This window comes from Serratia sp. TSA_130.1, from assembly GCF_052691795.1.
This window is the reverse complement of the sequence record NZ_JBQZFS010000002.1, coordinates 499,136-518,139: the sequence shown is the minus strand read 5'-3', so window position 1 is coordinate 518,139 and position 19,004 is coordinate 499,136. Positions and strand designations below refer to the sequence as shown.

15 protein-coding genes are annotated in these 19,004 nt (G+C 57.6%); 5 read left to right on the top strand and 10 right to left on the bottom strand.

The features are described from left to right. The first annotated feature begins 11 nt into the window (after positions 1-11). Entirely contained in the window at positions 12-1,022 is a 1,011-nt protein-coding gene (gene mglC, locus ACUTQY_RS09115; protein WP_046686705.1) for a galactose/methyl galactoside ABC transporter permease MglC, read from the top strand. Positions 1,023-1,941: 919 nt separating this feature from the next. Here the strand turns inward: mglC and sanA are convergent. The 8 genes from sanA to metG all read right to left on the bottom strand — a co-directional run bounded on the left by sanA (position 1,942) and on the right by metG (position 11,704). Further along, positions 1,942-2,685, bottom strand: coding sequence for an outer membrane permeability protein SanA (gene sanA / locus ACUTQY_RS09110; protein ID WP_004938948.1), 744 nt, complete (start codon positions 2,683-2,685; stop codon positions 1,942-1,944). A 169-nt stretch (positions 2,686-2,854) separates the two neighbouring features. Continuing rightward, complete coding sequence (locus ACUTQY_RS09105; protein WP_004938945.1) at positions 2,855-4,552, bottom strand: NAD-dependent malic enzyme; 1,698 nt, start codon at positions 4,550-4,552, stop codon at positions 2,855-2,857. Positions 4,553-4,773: 221 nt separating this feature from the next. Next, positions 4,774-5,658: a cytidine deaminase gene (gene cdd / locus ACUTQY_RS09100; protein ID WP_033642446.1), complete on the bottom strand. Its 885-nt coding sequence runs from the start codon at positions 5,656-5,658 to the stop codon at positions 4,774-4,776. 137 nt (positions 5,659-5,795) lie between these two features. Further along, positions 5,796-6,491: a CidB/LrgB family autolysis modulator gene (locus tag ACUTQY_RS09095; protein WP_033642447.1), complete on the bottom strand. Its 696-nt coding sequence runs from the start codon at positions 6,489-6,491 to the stop codon at positions 5,796-5,798. After that, positions 6,488-6,895 carry a CidA/LrgA family protein gene (locus ACUTQY_RS09090; RefSeq protein ID WP_033642448.1) on the bottom strand — a complete coding sequence of 136 codons (408 nt, stop codon included), beginning with the start codon at positions 6,893-6,895 and terminating at the stop codon, positions 6,488-6,490. Before ACUTQY_RS09090 ends, ACUTQY_RS09095 begins: the two co-directional genes overlap by 4 nt. Positions 6,896-7,033: 138 nt before the next feature. Further along, positions 7,034-8,248, bottom strand: coding sequence for an MFS transporter (locus tag ACUTQY_RS09085; RefSeq protein WP_033650599.1), 1,215 nt, complete (start codon positions 8,246-8,248; stop codon positions 7,034-7,036). Positions 8,249-8,379: 131 nt separating this feature from the next. After that, positions 8,380-9,447 carry a sugar ABC transporter substrate-binding protein gene (locus ACUTQY_RS09080; RefSeq protein WP_033642450.1) on the bottom strand — a complete coding sequence of 356 codons (1,068 nt, stop codon included), beginning with the start codon at positions 9,445-9,447 and terminating at the stop codon, positions 8,380-8,382. 229 nt (positions 9,448-9,676) lie between these two features. After that, complete coding sequence (metG, locus tag ACUTQY_RS09075) at positions 9,677-11,704, bottom strand: methionine--tRNA ligase (RefSeq protein ID WP_046686707.1); 2,028 nt, start codon at positions 11,702-11,704, stop codon at positions 9,677-9,679. A gap of 159 nt (positions 11,705-11,863) precedes the next feature. Between metG and apbC the strand changes: the two genes are divergently transcribed. After that, positions 11,864-12,976 (top strand): iron-sulfur cluster carrier protein ApbC, encoded by a 1,113-nt coding sequence (gene apbC, locus ACUTQY_RS09070; protein ID WP_128868851.1) that lies wholly within the window; start codon positions 11,864-11,866, stop codon positions 12,974-12,976. A gap of 44 nt (positions 12,977-13,020) precedes the next feature. On the opposite strand, the gene ACUTQY_RS09065 is transcribed toward apbC, so the two are convergent. Continuing rightward, a complete protein-coding gene (locus ACUTQY_RS09065) occupies positions 13,021-13,650 on the bottom strand; it encodes a phosphatase PAP2 family protein (RefSeq protein ID WP_033642453.1) in 630 nt (209 codons plus the stop codon). 232 nt (positions 13,651-13,882) lie between these two features. Between ACUTQY_RS09065 and udk the strand changes: the two genes are divergently transcribed. The 3 genes from udk to asmA all read left to right on the top strand — a co-directional run bounded on the left by udk (position 13,883) and on the right by asmA (position 17,108). Further along, the gene (gene udk / locus ACUTQY_RS09060) at positions 13,883-14,524 is read left to right on the top strand and encodes a uridine kinase (RefSeq protein ID WP_033642454.1); all 642 of its coding nucleotides are present in this window, start codon (positions 13,883-13,885) and stop codon (positions 14,522-14,524) included. A gap of 125 nt (positions 14,525-14,649) precedes the next feature. After that, entirely contained in the window at positions 14,650-15,231 is a 582-nt protein-coding gene (gene dcd / locus ACUTQY_RS09055; protein ID WP_019454407.1) for a dCTP deaminase, read from the top strand. A 44-nt stretch (positions 15,232-15,275) separates the two neighbouring features. Continuing rightward, positions 15,276-17,108 carry an outer membrane assembly protein AsmA gene (asmA, locus tag ACUTQY_RS09050; RefSeq protein WP_046686709.1) on the top strand — a complete coding sequence of 611 codons (1,833 nt, stop codon included), beginning with the start codon at positions 15,276-15,278 and terminating at the stop codon, positions 17,106-17,108. A 45-nt stretch (positions 17,109-17,153) separates the two neighbouring features. On the opposite strand, the gene ACUTQY_RS09045 is transcribed toward asmA, so the two are convergent. After that, positions 17,154-18,947 carry a hypothetical protein gene (locus ACUTQY_RS09045; protein WP_071845079.1) on the bottom strand — a complete coding sequence of 598 codons (1,794 nt, stop codon included), beginning with the start codon at positions 18,945-18,947 and terminating at the stop codon, positions 17,154-17,156. Positions 18,948-19,004: the final 57 nt, after the last annotated feature.

The following is a 19,004-nucleotide window of genomic DNA, read 5'->3' as shown; positions in this document are numbered from 1 at the left end:
GGATTCGAATTATGAACGCGCTAAATAAAAAAACCTTATTTACCTATTTCAAGGAAGGCGGCATTTACGTGGTGTTGCTGGTGCTGTTGGCCATCATCATCATTCAGGACCCCACTTTCCTCAGCCTGATGAACCTGAGCAATATCCTGACGCAGTCTTCGGTGCGCATCATCATCGCGCTGGGCGTGGCGGGATTGATCGTTACCCAGGGCACCGACCTGTCCGCCGGGCGGCAGGTGGGGCTGGCGGCGGTGGTGGCGGCCACGCTGCTGCAGTCGATGGATAACGTCAACAAAGTGTTCCCGCACATGGAAACCTGGTCGATTCCCGTGGTCATCCTGCTGGTGTGTGCGGTCGGTGCGGTGATCGGTCTGGTTAACGGCCTGATTATCGCCTACCTCAACGTGACGCCGTTCATCACCACGTTGGGCACCATGATCATCGTCTACGGCATCAACTCGCTGTATTACGATTCGGTCGGCGCGTCGCCGGTCGCGGGCTTCGATCCGAAGTTCTCCACCTTTGCCCAAGGCTTCTTGCGCTTCGGCGACTTCAAGCTGTCGTACATCACCTTCTATGCGCTGCTCGCCATCATATTTGTCTGGATCCTGTGGACCAAGACCCGCTTCGGCAAGAACATCTTCGCCATCGGCGGCAACCCGGAAGCGGCCAAGGTCTCCGGCGTCAATGTGCCGCTGAACCTGATCATGATCTATGCGCTGTCCGGCGTGTTCTATGCCTTCGGCGGCTTGCTGGAAGCGGGGCGCATCGGCAGCGCCACCAACAACCTCGGCTTTATGTATGAGCTGGACGCCATCGCCGCCTGCGTGGTGGGGGGCGTCTCGTTTGCCGGCGGGGTGGGTACGGTGTGGGGTGTGGTGACCGGGGTGATCATCTTTACCGTCATCAACTACGGCCTGACCTATATCGGCATCAACCCGTACTGGCAGTACATCATCAAGGGCAGCATCATCATCTTCGCTGTGGCGCTGGACTCGTTGAAATACGCCAAGAAGAAGTAGATTTACCGCAGCACAGACGACAAGGCCGGCCTATTGCCTAATGCTGGTCAGTTAGCGTTTTTTTGAAGTACTCGAGTCGTTTTCGGTCGATAAATGAGAGGTGCATCATGAGGCTCCAGCACCTCGACCGAGCCAGGGGCCGAAGGCGCGGCCCCTGGCAACCCGCGCCTTTGCCCTATCAGACGGTTGGCTTTGCCAACGTTACTCAGCCCATCCCTGGGCTTCGCCCCTTCGGGGCCGCTGCAAGCAGCGTTCAAATCTGCTCCAGGCAGATTTGTCCTCTCTCCGCCATACCGCATTGAGGCCGGTTGCGACAGGCGTCCCTGCCTGTCTCACCTGAAACCGCCGTCCATGGCGGTTTCTCCTAATGCACTATGCCTGCGTTCGGCGTCTTCAAGGGCGTCCAATACCGTGCTCATCTCCGATTTCGCTTCTCTGTCATAACCTCATAAGGGACAGGTTGCCCGGTAGCTGCCAGCTCGGGTGTTGACCTTAGGCGCGCATCACCGGCTGCCGAGCAAGACGGCATAGTCAGGGGCAACCGGCCAGGGAAGGCCGGTTGAGGCGAGACTAACAGGGACATTTGTCGCAGCCGACCCGCCCGACAATGCAGACGCGGCGAGGACAAATCTGCCGGGAGCAGATTTGAACGCTGCTTGCAGCGGCCCCGAAGGGGCGAGGCCCAGGGTGGGCCGAGTAATTTCCGCACAGCGGACAGACGGTGTTAAGCAAGGGCGCGGGTGGAGGGGCCGCGCCTTCGGCCCCTCCAATTGCCGTTCATTGTAGTAACAGAGAAATTCGGGGGATTTACGGCAATTCATCCTGCACGTCACGTAAAGAGACTGGATAAAAAATACCAGTCAGGCTTAAGTGACCGGCATTAGGCCTATTTTTCCGGCTTTTTTGGGCGTTTGCCGCGTCAAGGCTGTTTGGCTTTCTGCTTCTCTTCTTTCAGCTTGTGCTCCAGCTCCACCAACTGTTCCGGCGAGACGGCGGGATAACCCTGGGCGTCTTCCGGCACGGTGTGCATGGCGGAGATCGGGATCAGCGGGCCGAGGAAGCGCGGCTCGCGCTTGAGGATGTACAGATCGGTCAGCGCGCCCAGACGGGCGAAGATCTCGCGGGCGCGCACCGTCATCATGTCCTTCGGCGACGGCACCGCGTAACACTGCGCCTGAATGCCCATGTGCAGGGCGATAAACAGCGCGCGCTCGCAGTGGAAGCGCTGGGTGATGATGATGAAATCGTTGGTGTCGAACACCTTGCGGGTGCGCACGATGGAATCCAGGGTGCGGAAGCCGGCGTAATCCAGCACGATATCGCTCGGCGCCACGCCGGCGGCGATCAGATCGCGGCGCATGGTCATCGGTTCGTTATAGCTTTGCTGGGCATTGTCGCCGCTCAGCAGCAGGTATTTCACCTTGCCGCTGTTATAGGCGTTGATCGCTCCCTGAATGCGGTAACGGTAATACTGGTTGATCACGCCGGTGCGATAATACTTGGCGGTGCCGAGCACTACGCCGACCTGGCGATGCGGCAATTCCTGCAGTTCGTCGTAGACGTAAGGCGCGGTTTTCCAGCTGATCCAGCGATCGAGCGCAATAGCCGAGCCCATCAACACCGCAATGATGATGAACAGGCTGATTATCAGGCGTTTCCACATGTTGTTGCCTTACGCGCGCCGGGCTGAAAAAGATGGATCAAGGCTACTTTACCTGACCGACCGACGCAAGACGCGAACCGCCTGAAGCACGCGCGTCGCCGCATTTTTCGACGGTTTTGCCGCACAAAAAAGCCCGGCGGAGCCGGGCTGGGTCATTTCAGCGCGTCAATCAGAACGAGGTGCGCTTATAGCTGCGGTACTGCGGCCGCCAGAAGTTGTGCTCGATGGCTTTCGACAGTGCGTCTTCGGAGGTGACGATCGCCACACCCTGCAGCTGCGCCGCTTTGCCCACTTCCATGGCGATGCACTTGGATACGCCCTGAATATCGTCGATATTCGGCAGCAGCGCGCCGTGGCCGTCGGTCGCCAGCGGCGAACAATCCGCCAGCGCGCGGCTGGCGGCCATCAGCATGGCGTCGGTGACGCGGGTGGCGCCGGAGGCCAGCACGCCCAAACCGATGCCCGGGAAGATGTAGGAGTTGTTGCACTGGGCGATCGGGTACAGCTGCTCTTTGTAGCTTACCGGCGCAAACGGGCTGCCGGTCGCGACCAGGGCGGCGCCGTCGGTCCAGTTGATGATGTCTTCCGGACGGGCTTCCACGCGCGAGGTTGGGTTGGACAGCGGCATCACGATAGGGCGTTCGCAGTGCTTGTGCATCTCGCGGATCAGCTCTTCGGTAAACAGCCCCGGCTGGCCGGAAACGCCGATCAGAATGGTCGGCTTGGCGTTGCGCACCACGTCCAGCAGCGAGATGGCGTCGCTGGCGGTTTCCCAACCGGCCAGGTTGTCGCTCTTCTGCACCAGCTTGCTCTGGAAGTCGAGCAGGTTCGGCAGTTTGTCGGTCAGCAGGCCGAAACGGTCAACCATGAATACGCGGGCGCGCGCTTCGTCTTCGCTCAACCCCTCGGACTTCATCTGCGCGATGATCTGCTCGGCGATGCCGCAGCCGGCGGAACCGGCGCCGAGGAAGGTGACGGTCTGATCGCGCAGCTGGCTGCCGGCGGCGCGGCTGGCGGCGATCAGGCTGCCGAGGGTGACCGCGGCGGTGCCCTGGATGTCGTCGTTAAAGCAGCAGATCTCGTCGCGGTAGCGGTTCAGCAGCGGGGTGGCGTTGTTCTGCGCGAAGTCTTCGAACTGCAGCAGCACGTTCGGCCAGCGGCGTTTGACCGCCTGAATAAACTCTTCGACGAAGGCGTGGTATTCCTCGCCGGAGATGCGCGGATGGCGCCAGCCCATGTACAGCGGATCGTTGAGGCGCTGCGGGTTGTTGGTGCCGACGTCCAACACTACCGGCAGGGTATAGGCCGGGCTGATGCCGCCGCAGGCGGTATACAGCGACAGCTTGCCGATGGGAATGCCCATGCCGCCGATGCCCTGGTCGCCCAGGCCGAGAATGCGTTCGCCGTCGGTCACCACGATCACCTTGACGTTCTGCTTGGTGGCGTTTTGCAGCATGTCATCGATGCGATCGCGGTTCGGGTAGGAGATGAACAGCCCGCGCGCGCGGCGGTAGATATCGGAGAAGTGCTCACAGGCCTCGCCGACGGTCGGGGTGTAGATGATTGGCATCATCTCGCTCAGGTGCGAGTCCAGCAGGCGATAGAACAGGGTTTCGTTGGTGTCCTGGATGTTGCGCAGGTAGATGTGCTTATCGTTATCGTTCTTGAAATCCTGATACTGACGGTAGGCGCGTTCCACCTGTTCTTCGATGGTCTCCACCGCTTCCGGCAGCAGGCCGTGCAGGTTGAAGTGGCTACGTTCTTCCTCGGTGAAAGCGCTGCCTTTGTTCAGCAGCGGAAATTCCAGCAGAATCGGGCCGGCGTAAGGGATGTAGAGCGGGCGTTTGCTTTCGTATTCTAGTTCCATCAGTTTTACTCTTCACGTATCAGATAACTGTATTGCCGACGATCCTAAAAGATAAAGAGAAGATGTACAGCATTTGTTGCCCGATGATGAACCAGGTTGGCGTAATTATCGACAATCAAATGATTTTTTAACTAAAGAAAGTGTCTCTGGCGGCGTCGGGGCATTGTATTTGGCGGGCGGTGCTGTTAACGGCGGAACCGGATGGCCCCGCCGTCGTGCGCTTAGAAGGCGGCGCGGCTGACGTTTTGGCAACCCAGCGCCGCCAGGGTGACGCGGGTGGCGTCCCATTGGCTGATGCTCGCGTCCTGCGGCTCGGCCAGGACGGCGCGACGGATAGCTCGGCAGTCGCCGCCGGAGAGGTTCAGCAGGATCAGCGCGGCCTGCAGCGGCGGCAGGCTCGGGTTAAAAGCGGCGTTTTCCGCATAGCGGCCGGCGTAGATATTGCCGTCTGCCGTTTCCAGCGCCACGCCGCTGTGGGCGTTGCTGTACGGCGCGTGGCTCCGGTTGGCCGCCGCCAGCGCCGCTTGCGTCAGCGCATCGTTCAGCGGCAGTTGATGCCCGTGATTGACCTCGTCCATCAGCAGTGAAGCGACATCCAGATCTTTCGGGCCGAAGGCGTCCGGCAGATAGTCCGCCAGCGTGGCCGGCGCGCGGCCAGGTAAACGGATTTGCAGCGCGCCGCCGCTGTTCAGCTCATTCATAAACTGGCGGCAGTGGCCGCACGGCGTATAGTTGACGGTGATCGAGGCCAGCGCTTTTTCGCCGCGCAGCCAGGCGTGAGTCACTGCGCTTTGTTCCGCATGTACGGATTGCTGCAGCGGCGCGCCGCTGAATTCCATATTGGCGCCGAAATAGAGATTGCCGCTTTGCCCGCGCGCGATGGCGCCGACGTGGAAATGCGATATCGGGGTTAACGAGCAGGCCGCCGCCAGCGGCAGCAGCGCGAATGCCAGCGCGTCATCGTCCAACCCGCAACCTGAGCGGATCGCCGCCGCTTGCTCGGCCGTGAACATCGCCGGAAAGTCGGACGCGTCCAGATAGGGCTGCAGGGCGGATTGCAGTGTCGCGGGCAGTGCGCTGAAAGCGGTGTGAAAACGCGGATGCATGGAAGGTCTCTCTACAGGTTAACGGGATCACATTCTAGGCAGGCCAGAGACATTAAAGTGTGATCAATATCTCTTAAATGATGAAATCAATGTAATAAAAGGCGTAAATGCGAGATGTATCGCAAGTTTCATCCTGATCAACCGAACAGATGCAACAGCACCGGAAACACAAACGGCGCCAGCAGCGAGGTGATGATGCCGCAGATCACCAGCGCCAGCGAGCCGAAGGCGCCCTCCTGATAGTCCATCTCCGCGCAGCGCGCGGTGCCCAGCGCGTGGGAAGCCGTGCCCATCGCCAGGCCACGCGCCGAGGGGGTCGTGATTTTCAACAGGTTGAACAGCGTGTGGCCGAACACAGCGCCGAGGATGCCGACGAAAATAACGCAAACCGCGCTGATCGCCGGAATGCCGCCGAGCGAGTCCGCGACGGCCATCGCGATCGGTGTAGTGACCGATTTCGGCAAGATAGAGGCGGCGATTTCCGGCGTGGCGCCCAACCACAGGGCGATGGCGCCGCCGCTGATCATGGCGGTCAGGCTGCCGATGAAGCACACCGTGATAATTGACTTCCAGCGTGCGCGGATTTGGTGCAACTGCTCATACAGCGGGAAGGCCAGCGCGACGACCGCCGGCTGCAGCAGATCGTTGAGGATCCTGCTGCCCTGGAAGTAGCGCTCATAGGAAATGCCGCTGAGCAGCAGCAGCGGGATGATCACCGCCATGGACACTAGCAGCGGATTGAGCAGCGGCATGTTCAACTTGCGCGCCAGCCAGCGCGCGGCGAAATAGACCGCCAGCGTCAGCGGCAGCGACCACCAGATTTCGTGGATCATGAGTTGCCCTCCGTGTCGTCGGGCTTGCCGGCAATGCGGCGCTCGCGGTGAAAATAGTGTGAGGTATAGCCGACCACCACCAGCACCATCAGCGTGCTGATCAGGCAAGAAATGACCAGCGGGCCCAGATGCGCGACGATCTGGTCGTAATATTTCATCACGCCGACGCCGATCGGCACGAACAGCAGCACCATGTAGCGGATCAGCAAATGACAGCCGGGTTTAACCCATTTGGCCGGCAGGATCTGGGTGGAGAGCAGCGCGAACAGCAAGAGCATGCCGATGATGCTGCCGGGAATGGCGAAAGGCAGCAGCGCCGCCACTGCGTTGCCGACGAACAGACACAGGTAGATGAGGAGCAGGGCCCTGAGGTATTTCCAGCACAGTGTGAGCACGTTGGCCATTGTCTTTTCCCGTTTAACTGACGCATTCATCATACAATTAAACTGTGAGCCACGCCACAGATCGCACTATGAATTCTCGCTATGCCTGCCATGCGCGATCGGCGGGTTGACATCCTGCTTTGAGAGTTGCAGGCAGGGTCAGCGCGCGTCTTCGGCCGTTGCCGCAGAACGTTCAGCCAAACGATGGCCGAGGAAGAAAAACAGCAGGCTGAGCAGCGCGGCGACGATCAGCATCACGAACATCAGCGGCGGCGCGGCGTAGCTGAGCATGACCCCGCACAGCACCGGGTTGATGGCGCCGCCCAATGCGCTGAGGTTCTGTACGCCATAGTAGCTGCCTTTCAGGTGCGGCGGCGCGATAAAGTCGATGAACATGTATTCCACCGGGATAACGATGATCTCGCCTAAGGTAAACACCGCCATCGCCGCCAGCCATAGCCAGACCGCCTGGCCGGCCACCATAAAACCGAGCAGCCCGACGATGAAAAACAGCGTGCCCAGCGCCAACCAGCGCAGCATATTCTCCTGGCGCATGCCGCGGCTGAGCAGGTATTGCAGGGCGATGACGATACCGGCGTTGACGATCATCACCAACCCGATGATTTTGTAGGCGAACTCGGCGCTGGAGACGGTGATCAGGTACTGCGACAGATAGCCTGTGAACTGACCGAACACCACCGCGCCCAGCGTGCTGCCGAGGGTGAAGTAGATCAGCCGTCGATCGCTTCGCAAGATGGCCAGCGTTTGACGGAAGTTGGCCAGCGCGGCCGGTGCGGCGGCGCTGGGTGCCGGGCGCTGTTCACCACCGCGCAAGCGCAGGCTCAGCGCCGTCACCGTCGCCAGCGCCAGGCCGCCTGACAGGTAGAACGGCAGCAGCGGACTTAGCCCGGCCACCAGAACGCCGAGCGCAGAGCCGATCGCCCAGCCGACGTTGACCAGCGTGTAGTTGATTGAGAAAGCCTTGATGCGCTGCTCGACCGGCAGCCAGTCGGCGAAACAGGCCTTAATGGTGATGCTCAGCACCGAATAACAGGTATGCAGGATCGCCAGCACCACGATCACGCCGCCGGGACGCGGGATCCAGGGAATGGCGAAGAAACTCAGCGCGAACAATAAAATCGACAGCAGGATCAGGCGGTTTTTGCTGAATTTGTCCACCAGATAGCCGCCGTACAGGCTGGCGATGATGCCGAGGGTGAGGCTGACGCCCAGGATCACGCCCACGCTTTTCGGCAACAGCTGGAAGTGCTCGGTGAGGTAGATGGTGATGAACGGCAGCGTGACGCCGCGGCCGATGGTCAACACCAGCGAACTGGCCAGCAGTACGTTGATCAGCGAGGGGAATCCCTTCATTTGAAACCTGTTTATGCATACAGTTATTGGGCGATGCAGATAACATAGCGCATTTTGGCGGGGACGGAAGGGGGCTGCCGATATTTATCTGAAAAACAGAGGCTGCGTCGGCAGCCTCGTGAAAAACAGCATTATTTACCGTGTTCGGCCTGCAGCGTGGCGAACCACGGCTGAACGAAATCGCTGCTGCTGCCCCAGCCGGGGATGATCTTCGCCAGGCCGGCGACGTTGACCGGCCCCGGTTGCGCCAGCAGCAGCGCCTGCGGAATGATCGCCGCTTTGAACTGATAGTTGTCCGGCGTGCTTTCCCCGGCGATCTTGTTGGCCACCAGGCGCAGGTTGACCGCGCCGATCAGCTTCGGATCCACCGCCACGCTGACCTGCCACGGGCTGCCGGCCTCGCGCATCAGCTGTAAATCCTGATTGGAGATATCGATGCTGTACAGCTTGATTTCGGTGCGGCCGTTCTCTTTCAACGCCTTGTAAGCCCCTTGGGTAAAGGCGTCCCACGTGCCCCAGATGGCGTCGATCTTGCCTTTCGGGTATTTCGCCAGCACCGCGCCCACCTTATTGGCGGTATCGCCCTGCACGTCGGATGAGACCGCGCCGATCGATTCCAGCTCATGAATGCCCGGATGCTGTTTCAGCAACTGCTGATAAGCGGCCTGACGGCGTTCCATCGGCGGGAAGCCGGCCACCCACAGTTTGACAATATTGGCCTGGCCGTTGAAATCCTTCACCAGTTGGCCGAAGGAGGCATTGGCCAGTGAAGCGTCGTCCTGCTGCGAGACGGTGACGCCGGGAACGCTGCCGCTGACGTCGGTATCGAAAGCCGCGACGGCGATGCCGGCCGCCGCGATGCGCTTGACCAGGTCGGTGGAATAGGGGGCTCGCCCCTGCGAGAGAATGATGCCGTCATATTTCTGGCTGATAGCCTGATTGACGAAGTCCTGGAAGCGCGCGTCGTCGCCATTGCTGAGGAAGGTATCCACCTTAAAGCCCAGCTTGCGCCCTTCCTGAATGGCGCCCGCCAAAAATTGCGTGGTGTTGTCGTCGGATCCGAGGTTGCGGATCACCGCGATGCGCACCGGCCCCTGATGCTGAGCGATGGCGGCGGGTACGGTGGCGTTTTCCGCCGCCTGCAGCGGCAGGGCGGACAACAGACTGAGGGCGAGCAGCGAAGTCTTGAGGTTTTTCATTATTATAGGCTCCAAAAAAGCAGGGAAACGATCCCGGTGAAGGTCTGTTATAGCAGTCTTTCTGTCTGGACGTCTATTTTGGGTTTCGGAGCATCATAGCCGGATGCGGCGGGCAGGGGAATCAGGGCGGTTATGACTTTTTCTTCATGCTTATAACGTGGGGGTTGGGGCAATAAAAAAAAAAAGGGCCGAGCAAGCTCGACCCTCCCTATGCCGCGCATCTGCGCGATTACTTGACCTGCATGCCAGGCTGCGCGCCGCTGTCCGGGCTCAGCAGGAAGATCTCTTTCCCGCCAGGGCCTGCCGCCATCACCATGCCTTCTGACACGCCGAAGCGCATTTTACGCGGCGCCAGGTTGGCGACCATGATGGTCAGACGGCCTTCCAGCGCTTTCGGGTCCGGGTAAGCGGAGCGAATGCCGGAGAAGATTTGGCGCGATTCGCCGCCCAGATCCAGCTGCAGCTTCAGCAGCTTGTCGGAGCCCTCGACAAAGTCGGCGCTCTTGATCAGGGCGATACGCATGTCGACCTTGGCGAAGTCGTCGAAGGTGATGGTTTCCTGGATCGGATCGTCAGCCAGCGGGCCGGTCACCGGCTTGGCGGCGGCCATGTCTTCTTTCGAGGCGCTGACCATCTCGTTGACCTTGTCCAGATCGATGCGGTTGAACAGCGCTTTGAACGCGTTCACCTGATGGCCCAGCAGCGGCTGCGGGATCGCGTCCCAGCTCAGCTCGGCGTTGAGGAACGCTTCGGCGCGTTCGGTCAGCGAAGGCAGCACCGGCTTAAGGTAAGTCATCAGCACGCGGAACAGGTTGATGCCCATCGAGCAGATGGCCTGCAGATCGGCGTCGCGGCCTTCTTCCTTCGCCACCACCCACGGCGCCTGCTCATCCACATAGCGGTTGGCCAGATCGGCCAGCGCCATGATTTCGCGGATTGCGCGGCTGAACTCGCGGGCGGCGTAGGCTTCGGCGATGCTCTGTGCCGCGTCGACGAAGGTCTGGTACAGCGCCGGATCGGCCAGGGTGTCGGCCAGCTTGCCGCCGAAGCGCTTGTTGATAAAGCCGGCGTTGCGCGAAGCCAGGTTCACCACCTTGTTGACGATGTCGGCGTTGACGCGCTGCACGAAGTCTTCCAGATTGAGATCGATGTCGTCAATGCGTGAAGAGAGCTTGGCGGCGTAGTAATAGCGCAGGCAGTCGGCGTCGAGGTGCTGCAGGTAGGTGCCGGCCTTGATGAAGGTGCCGCGCGACTTGGACATCTTGGCGCCGTTCACCGTCACGTAACCGTGCACGAACAGGTTGCTCGGTTTGCGGAACTGGCTGCCTTCCAGCATCGCCGGCCAGAACAGGCTGTGGAAGTAGACGATGTCCTTGCCGATAAAGTGGTACAGCTCGGTGGTGGAGTCTTTGCGCCAGAACTCGTCGAAGTCCAGATCGCCGCGCTTGTCGCACAGGTTCTTGAAGGAGCCCATGTAGCCGATCGGCGCGTCCAGCCAGACGTAGAAGTATTTGCCCGGCGCATCCGGGATTTCGAAGCCGAAGTAAGGCGCATCGCGGGAGATGTCCCACTGCTGCAGGCCGGATTCGAACCACTCCTGCATCTTGTTCGCTACCTGCTCCTGCAGCGCGCCGGAGCGCGTCCACGCCTGCAGCATTTCGCTGAAGGCCGGCAGGTCGAAGAAGAAGTGCTCGGAGTCGCGCATCACCGGCGTCGCGCCGGAAACCACGGACTTCGGATCGATCAGTTCCGTCGGGCTGTAGGTGGCGCCGCACACTTCGCAGTTGTCGCCGTACTGGTCTGGCGATTTGCATTTCGGGCAGGTGCCTTTCACGAAACGATCCGGCAGGAACATGCCTTTCTCTGGATCGTACAGCTGAGAAATGGTGCGGTTCTTGATAAACCCGTTTTCTTTCAAGCGGCTGTAAATCAGGGTGGACAGCTCACGGTTTTCATCGCTATGGGTCGAATGATAGTTGTCATAGCTGATGCCAAAGCCGGCGAAATCCTGTTGGTGCTCCTGGCTCATCTCCGCGATCATTTCTTCCGGTTTAACGCCCAGTTGCTGCGCTTTCAGCATGATCGGCGTGCCGTGCGCGTCGTCCGCGCAGATGAAATGCACTTCGTGGCCGCGCATTCGTTGGTAACGCACCCAGATATCCGCCTGGATGTGCTCGAGCATGTGGCCGAGATGGATGGAACCATTTGCGTACGGTAGCGCGCACGTCACCAATAATTTTTTCGCGACTTGAGCCATAGTGAGAACTTGCTTTCTGTAATGAATAAAAGGGCCTTCGATGTTAACCGATCGCGCCCTTCGCTGCTAGGGCGGTTTCTTACAGGTTATACGCGCCAGCCGCCGCGCAGTTCTGGTATGCTTAGCCGGAAGCTACCCATTCAAAATCAAGGAGCCGGGATGAACGCAAAATCCCCTGAGCAGACCAACCCCGAAGTTCTGCGCGCCCTGGTGACCGGTGTACTGGCCGCCTTTGAACACCCGACGTTGAAAAACAACCTGACCGCATTGAAGGCTATCCATCACTGCGCGTTGCTGGACGATGTACTGCATATCGAACTGACGATGCCCTTTGCCTGGCAGAGCGGCTTTGAAGCGCTGCAGGCGAGCGTCGGCCCTGAGCTGCTGCGCGTGACCGGCGCCGGCGCCATCGATTGGAAGCTGAAACACGATATCACGACGCTGAAGCGCGCCAACGCGCAGGCCGGGATCAAAGGCGTGCGCAACATCATCGCCGTCAGCTCCGGCAAAGGCGGAGTGGGGAAATCCAGCACCGCCGTCAACCTGGCGCTGGCGCTGGCCGCCGAAGGGGCCAAGGTCGGCATTCTGGACGCCGACATTTACGGCCCGTCGATCCCCAATATGCTGGGCACCGAACACGAGCGGCCGACCTCGCCGGACGGTCAGCATATGGCGCCGATCATGGCGCACGGGCTGGCGACCAACTCCATCGGTTATCTGGTGACCGACGACAACGCCATGGTGTGGCGCGGCCCGATGGCCAGCAAGGCGTTGATGCAGCTGCTGCAGGATACGCTGTGGCCGGATCTGGATTACCTGGTGCTGGACATGCCGCCGGGCACCGGTGACATCCAACTGACGCTGTCGCAGAACATTCCGGTGACCGGCGCGCTGGTGGTCACCACGCCGCAGGATATCGCCTTGTTGGATGCCGCCAAAGGCATCGTAATGTTCGAGAAAGTGCATGTGCCGGTACTGGGCATTGTCGAGAACATGAGCGTGCATATCTGCAGCAACTGCGGCCACCATGAGCCGATCTTCGGTACCGGCGGCGCCGAGAAGCTGGTGCAGAAATATAACAGCCGTCTGCTGGGGCAGATGCCGCTGCATATCTCGCTGCGTGAAGATCTGGATCGCGGTACGCCGACGGTGATCAGCCGCCCGGAGAGCGAATTCGCCGACATGTATCGTCAATTGGCCGGCCGCGTGGCTGCGCAGATGTATTGGCAGGGCGAGGCGATCCCGACGGAGATTGCGTTCCGCGCGCTGTAATCAGCCTATCGCAATGCAAGAACCCGGCTTAAACGCCGGGTTTTTTATGGGGTACGGGTAGGCTTGTGCAGGTCGGCACGGATATAAGGGCGTTCGATCTGCGCCAGCGTTTTGGCGATATGTTCCAGCAATCCCTGGGTGGGGGCCGGCTGCCGCTGCCCCATCAGCGCCAACGGCAAGGCCAGCGCAATGGCCAAATGCGACCAGGCAAGCTGTGGTCGCGCTTTCCCTCGCTGCAGCCATAAAAACAGCGCACTGGCCAGGTAGCCTAAAATCAGCCCGCTGATGACCTCGGATACCGAATGCACGCGGATTTCCAGGCGCGACACGCCGATGGTGAAAGGCAATATCCACCCGGTCAACAACGCGATGCTGCGCACCGGATGGGAAAATCGACCGGTTAAAGCCCAAAGCAGCGGCGGCCAGATGCTCGCGGCGAGGGCCGAATGGCCGCTGAATCCAGTGAAGTCATAACTTGCGCTACCAATGCCCCAGCCCATAAAGGCCAACTTGGACAGGCAGACCAGCCCGCCGGTGAAACCGAAGATCAGCGCCCATTGCCAGCCTGCCGCGCGAGTGGCGGGAAACACGATCAGCAACAAAAACAGAATCAGCGCGCAGGGCAGCAGCAGCATACTGTCGCCGAAAAAAGTCAAAAAATACCAATCCAGCACATCACTCTCCGATGAAAGACTACGGGGTCCCTAAGTCAGCGCAGGAGTGTAACCTGTTGCGGGGCATTGCCCTAGCCGTGAGATTCTTAAAATGTCATATCGCCGGTACGGCGCGATAGCCTGAATTCGCCCGCCGTCGCGCAATATACAGTGGCGCAAACCCCGACGACTCCCTATAATTGTCGCGTTTTAGTTCCCTCCCTTCACATTACGAAATCAGGTCTTTAATTTTATGACTGACAATCCGCATCAGTGCGTCATTATTGGTATAGCTGGCGCATCTGCCTCCGGAAAAAGCCTTATTGCCAGCACGTTGTACCGCGAACTCCGCGAGCAGGTCGGCGATGAGCACATCGGCGTTATTCCAGAAGACAGTTACTATAAAGACCAGAGTCACCTGACCATGGAAGAACGGGTCAAAACCAACTATGACCACCCGAGCGCCATGGATCACAACCTGCTGTTCCAGCATTTGCAGATGCTGAAGGCCGGCAAAGCGATCGAACTGCCGCTGTACAGCTACACCGAGCACACGCGCAAGAAAGAAACCGTCCACCTGAAACCTAAAAAAGTCATTATTCTGGAAGGGATCTTGCTGCTGACGGATATCCGCTTGCGCCAGGAGATGAATTTCTCGATCTTCGTCGACACGCCGCTGGATATCTGCCTGATGCGCCGCATGAAGCGCGATGTCAACGAGCGCGGCCGCTCGATGGATTCGGTGATGGCGCAATACCAGAAGACCGTGCGCCCGATGTTCCTGCAGTTTATCGAACCTTCCAAACAATACGCCGATATCATCGTCCCGCGCGGCGGCAAAAACCGCATCGCGATCGATATTCTGAAAGCCAAAATCAGCCAATTCTTTGAATAATGCCGTTTAATGGCCGGGAATGTGTATTTCCGGCCGGTGGCCAACTATTTGCACCCCGGCGTAGACCTTTCGCCCGTTGTGTGGCAATTTTTGTTTAGTTACGCGTTTTGATGGAGAAGAGAGACATGAGACTGTGCGACCGCGATATAGAAGCCTGGCTGGATAGCGAGAAACTGGTGATTTCCCCGCGTCCGCCGCTCGAACGCATCAACGGGGCCACAGTAGATGTCCGTTTGGGCAACCAGTTCCGCGTGTTCAGCGGCCATACCGCGCCTTTTATCGATCTGAGCGGGCCGAAAGACGAAGTCAGCGCTGCGTTGGATCGCGTGATGAGCGACGAGATTGTCCTGCCGGAAGGCGAGGCGTTTTTCCTTCATCCCGGCGAGCTGGCCCTGGCGGTGACGTTCGAATCCGTGACGCTGCCGGACGATCTGGTGGGTTGGCTCGATGGCCGTTCTTCTCTGGCGCGCCTCGGGTTGATGGTGCACGTCACTGCGCACCGTATCGATCCGGGCTGGCACGGACGCATCGTGCTGGAATTTTACAACTCCGGCAAGCTGCCGCTGGCGCTGCGGCCGGGCATGCTGATCGGGGCCTTGAGCTTTGAACCGTTGTCCGGCCCGGCGGCCCGGCCATACAACAGCCGGCAGGACGCAAAATATCGCGATCAGCAGGGCGCAGTAGCCAGTCGAATCGACAAGGACTAACGGCGCGGGATGCACCGTCGGTGTGGCGCTGACAAGAGGGTGGCATGAGAAGATTACTGACGACATTGGCGATTTTACTGGTGGTTGTGGTGGCGGGGATGTCCGCGCTGGTACTGCTGGTCAATCCGAATGATTTTCGCGGTTACATGGTCAAAAAGGTCGAGCAGAAGAGCGGCTATCAGCTGACGCTCGAAGGCGACCTGCGCTGGCATATCTGGCCGCAGCTCAGCATTTTGGCCGGGCGCATGACGCTGACCGCGCCGGGCGCGAAAGCGCCGGTAGTGAGCGCGGAAAATATGCGCCTCGATGTCAAACTGTTGCCTCTGCTGTCGCATCAGCTGTTTGTGAAACAGGTGATGCTGAAAAACGCCGTCATTCTCCTCACACCCGATAGCGAAGAGCATTCGCAGATGGATGCCCCGATCGCGCCGGCCGGCACTGGCACAGACGCGGCAGATGCGGCCTGGAAGTTCGATATCGATAATCTGCGGGTCGTGGACAGTCTGCTGATTTGGCAGCGCGCCGACAATGAGCAAATTAATGTCCGGGATATCAATCTCACCCTGCAACAAACGCAGACGCGACAGGCGCAGCTGGAACTTTCCAGCCGGGTCAATCGCGATCAGCGCGACCTGACCTTCAGCATGGCGGCCGATGTCGACTTGCAGCAGTTCCCTCGCCAGATTGGCGCCAAAGTCACCCAGTTCAATTATCAACTGGCGGGTGCGGATATTCCGAACGGCGGTATTCAGGGAGAGGGCAATGCGCAGGTGGTCTATCAGCAGACGCCGGCGCAGATTGCCGTCAGCCAGCTGAGCGTCAGTGCCAATAACAGCCAATTGACCGGCGATATCAGCGCCACGCTGGGGGCGGTGCCCGGCTATGTGGTGAACCTCAATTCGGCTAACCTCGATCTCGATGCGCTCTCCGGATGGCAATCCAGCACCAATACCGCCGAACAACCCGCTGTGACTTCCGCGCCGGTGATCGCCAGCCAGGTTGACGATCGGCAGCAGAATTTAGAGGCGCTGCGCGATTTCAATGCGCAGTTGAATCTGCAGGCCGCGCAGTTGACCTATCGCGGTATGAACGTCACTCAGTTGGCCGTCGTGGCGGACAACCAACGCGGACTGCTGACGCTGCATAAACTCGCCGGACAATTGGCCGGCGGTGATTTCTCCTTGCCGGGCTCGCTGGACGCGCGCGGCAATAAACCGGTGATCAGCGTGCAGCCGGCGCTGAACCAGGTTGAACTGGGCACGGTGCTCAAAGCCTTCGACATGCCGCAGATGTTGACCGGCAAATTCAGCATGAAAGGGGATTTGACCGGCGATCGCCTCTCTTCACAGTCATTTGAGCGCCGCTGGCGCGGTACGGCGCAGCTGGCGATGCAGGATGCGCAACTGCATGGCCTGAACATTCAGCAGCTGATCCAGCAGGCTGTGGCGCGCAACGATAACAGCGTGCGCGGGCAAGACAGCTATCAGCGTTATACCGAGGTCAAAAACGTCTCGGCGCAGGCCAGTCTGAATCAGGGCACGATCAAGCTCAGCGGTCTGACGGCGGATTCTCCTTTGCTGGCGCTGACCGGCGCCGGCAGCATCGATATGCCGGGCAAACAGTGCGATATGGCGCTTAACGTGCGCGTCACCGGCGGATGGCAAGGGCGAGGCGAGCTGATCGAGCAACTGCAAAAAACGCCGATCCCGCTGCGGGTCTATGGGCCGTGGCAACAGCTCAACTATCAACTGCAGGTCGATCAGGTGTTGCGTAAAACGCTGCAGGATCGGGCTAAAGATGCGCTGAACAAATGGGCTGAAAAGAACAAGGATTCGCGCGAAGGTCAGGATCTGAAAAAGCTGCTCGACAAGCTTTGAATAACATCAAGGGGGCTTTGCCCCCTTGATCTAACATGAGTGGAATTAATCGGCGATTTTTCCGTAACCTTTCCATACACCTGGAGAGCCTGATTCTACGCATCTCCAACCATCCCAGCTACCAGCTATGGGGAGATTATTTATGACTCTATCTCCTTGATTGTAACTACCAGATGTAGGCACCGCATTACTGTAAATTGTTCGCACATTGCTTGGGATTGAAATTTTCTGTTCTGCTCCTATTGACTCTTTCCCTACAACATTGTTTGCGTAATATACGCCATTAATGCAGTTAAAAATCACACTCCCTAGTACAGTACTATTTATAAATGAATGAGATAAATTTCTGTTATTGAGTTTATCATTGAAATAAACGTCTTTAGATGCGATAACACCATCAAAATGAACCCCAAGAGATGGATTGACCGAGCCATTTACTGACAATTGACCTATCGCGCCACCAAACCATCTTATAGAGCCCGCAGTTTTATTTAATATGACATCAGCTGCGTAGACGTTTGAAAACTGGTGATTTCCACCGTAGGCTGAAATTAATATATTTCCTGTGCGGCAATTGGATAAAGAAATAGCACCTCTTTTCCCCTCCGCTATGGTCTTAATATCACCACCTAATGCACGCCCTCCGCTTATCGTGGTTGCGCCATATCCTTTAATTAATACTGCATTTCTGAAACGAGAACCTGCGTGCTCGATTATTTGTACATCAGCACTATCAACCTCTAAAAAGTCTCTTTTCCCCCATTGATTTGGGTTTCTAACCTCAGCATGTGTTTGGGTGAACATGAGGCCAATTCCACTTTTAATGCGAACATAAGGACTACACTTATTATTTTCTATTTGACAGTTATTAAATCTTATCATGTTGCATGCATCATTTTTTATTGTGCTCGTTAATAATAATGCAGGATGTGTTGTTTGCGAATTATCGCTAGCATCACCGTTAGAATAACCTCCATCTTGAATATTAGTTGCTTCAAAAACAGAGTCTTGTACTTTATCCAACCAAAGATTGCAACCATGAAAAGAGTAGATCTGTAGATTATTGGTATAAATATATCCGACATTATTAATACGTAGGGCGCTCAACGTATAGTTATTACCATCGAACGAAATATTTTCTATTCTTAATCCCCAGCTGAATATTTTTTCATGATTATATTCTAAAAGTATCGTGTCGGGATTTTTAGGGTCTTCGCTTGGCGATATTATACAGTTTCTTGTATTGCTCCCTCTCAGAACTCCTGCCCAATTACCAGGTATCCGCAATATTCCTGGCTTGAGGTAAGTGACGCCGCTCGGAAAAACTAATTCAACTCGGTAGTTATTTACCATTGACTCTTGGAGAATATTTGAGTTGTCCTCGCCGTACTGAGCTGAACCGACCCTGACACCTAGCCATTCAATTGGCCAAATATTTGTCGATACGGAGTCAACTCGTATCCAACACCAGCTTTCATCAACCCTAACAACAATGCCATTTTTTTCTTTTAGGTCTTTTGATCGAGCAGAATAAAACTCCCCCCCTCCTGTCGATTTAATGTCATTAGTTGAGTAAAAGCTAACCACATCAATTTTTTGCCCAGGAAATTGAGGGGTTATTTTTCTTAATGTATCAATGTCGGGGCAGCGGCCTATATACTTGGCACCATCGTAGCCGGATAGTTTTGATGAGAGGACAGATAAACTGTTACTTGAAGATAGATCTTGTTCTGTGCTGCTGGATATAATACTTCTGACATTATCTTCAGCATAAGATTTTCCTACTAAAATACCTGAAGTGCTTGCTATAATAGTTTTTACCAAATCTCTTCTGTTCATATGTCCACCCATAAAAAACACTGTCAGATGACGGTCATCTGCGATAGTAGCATCTGA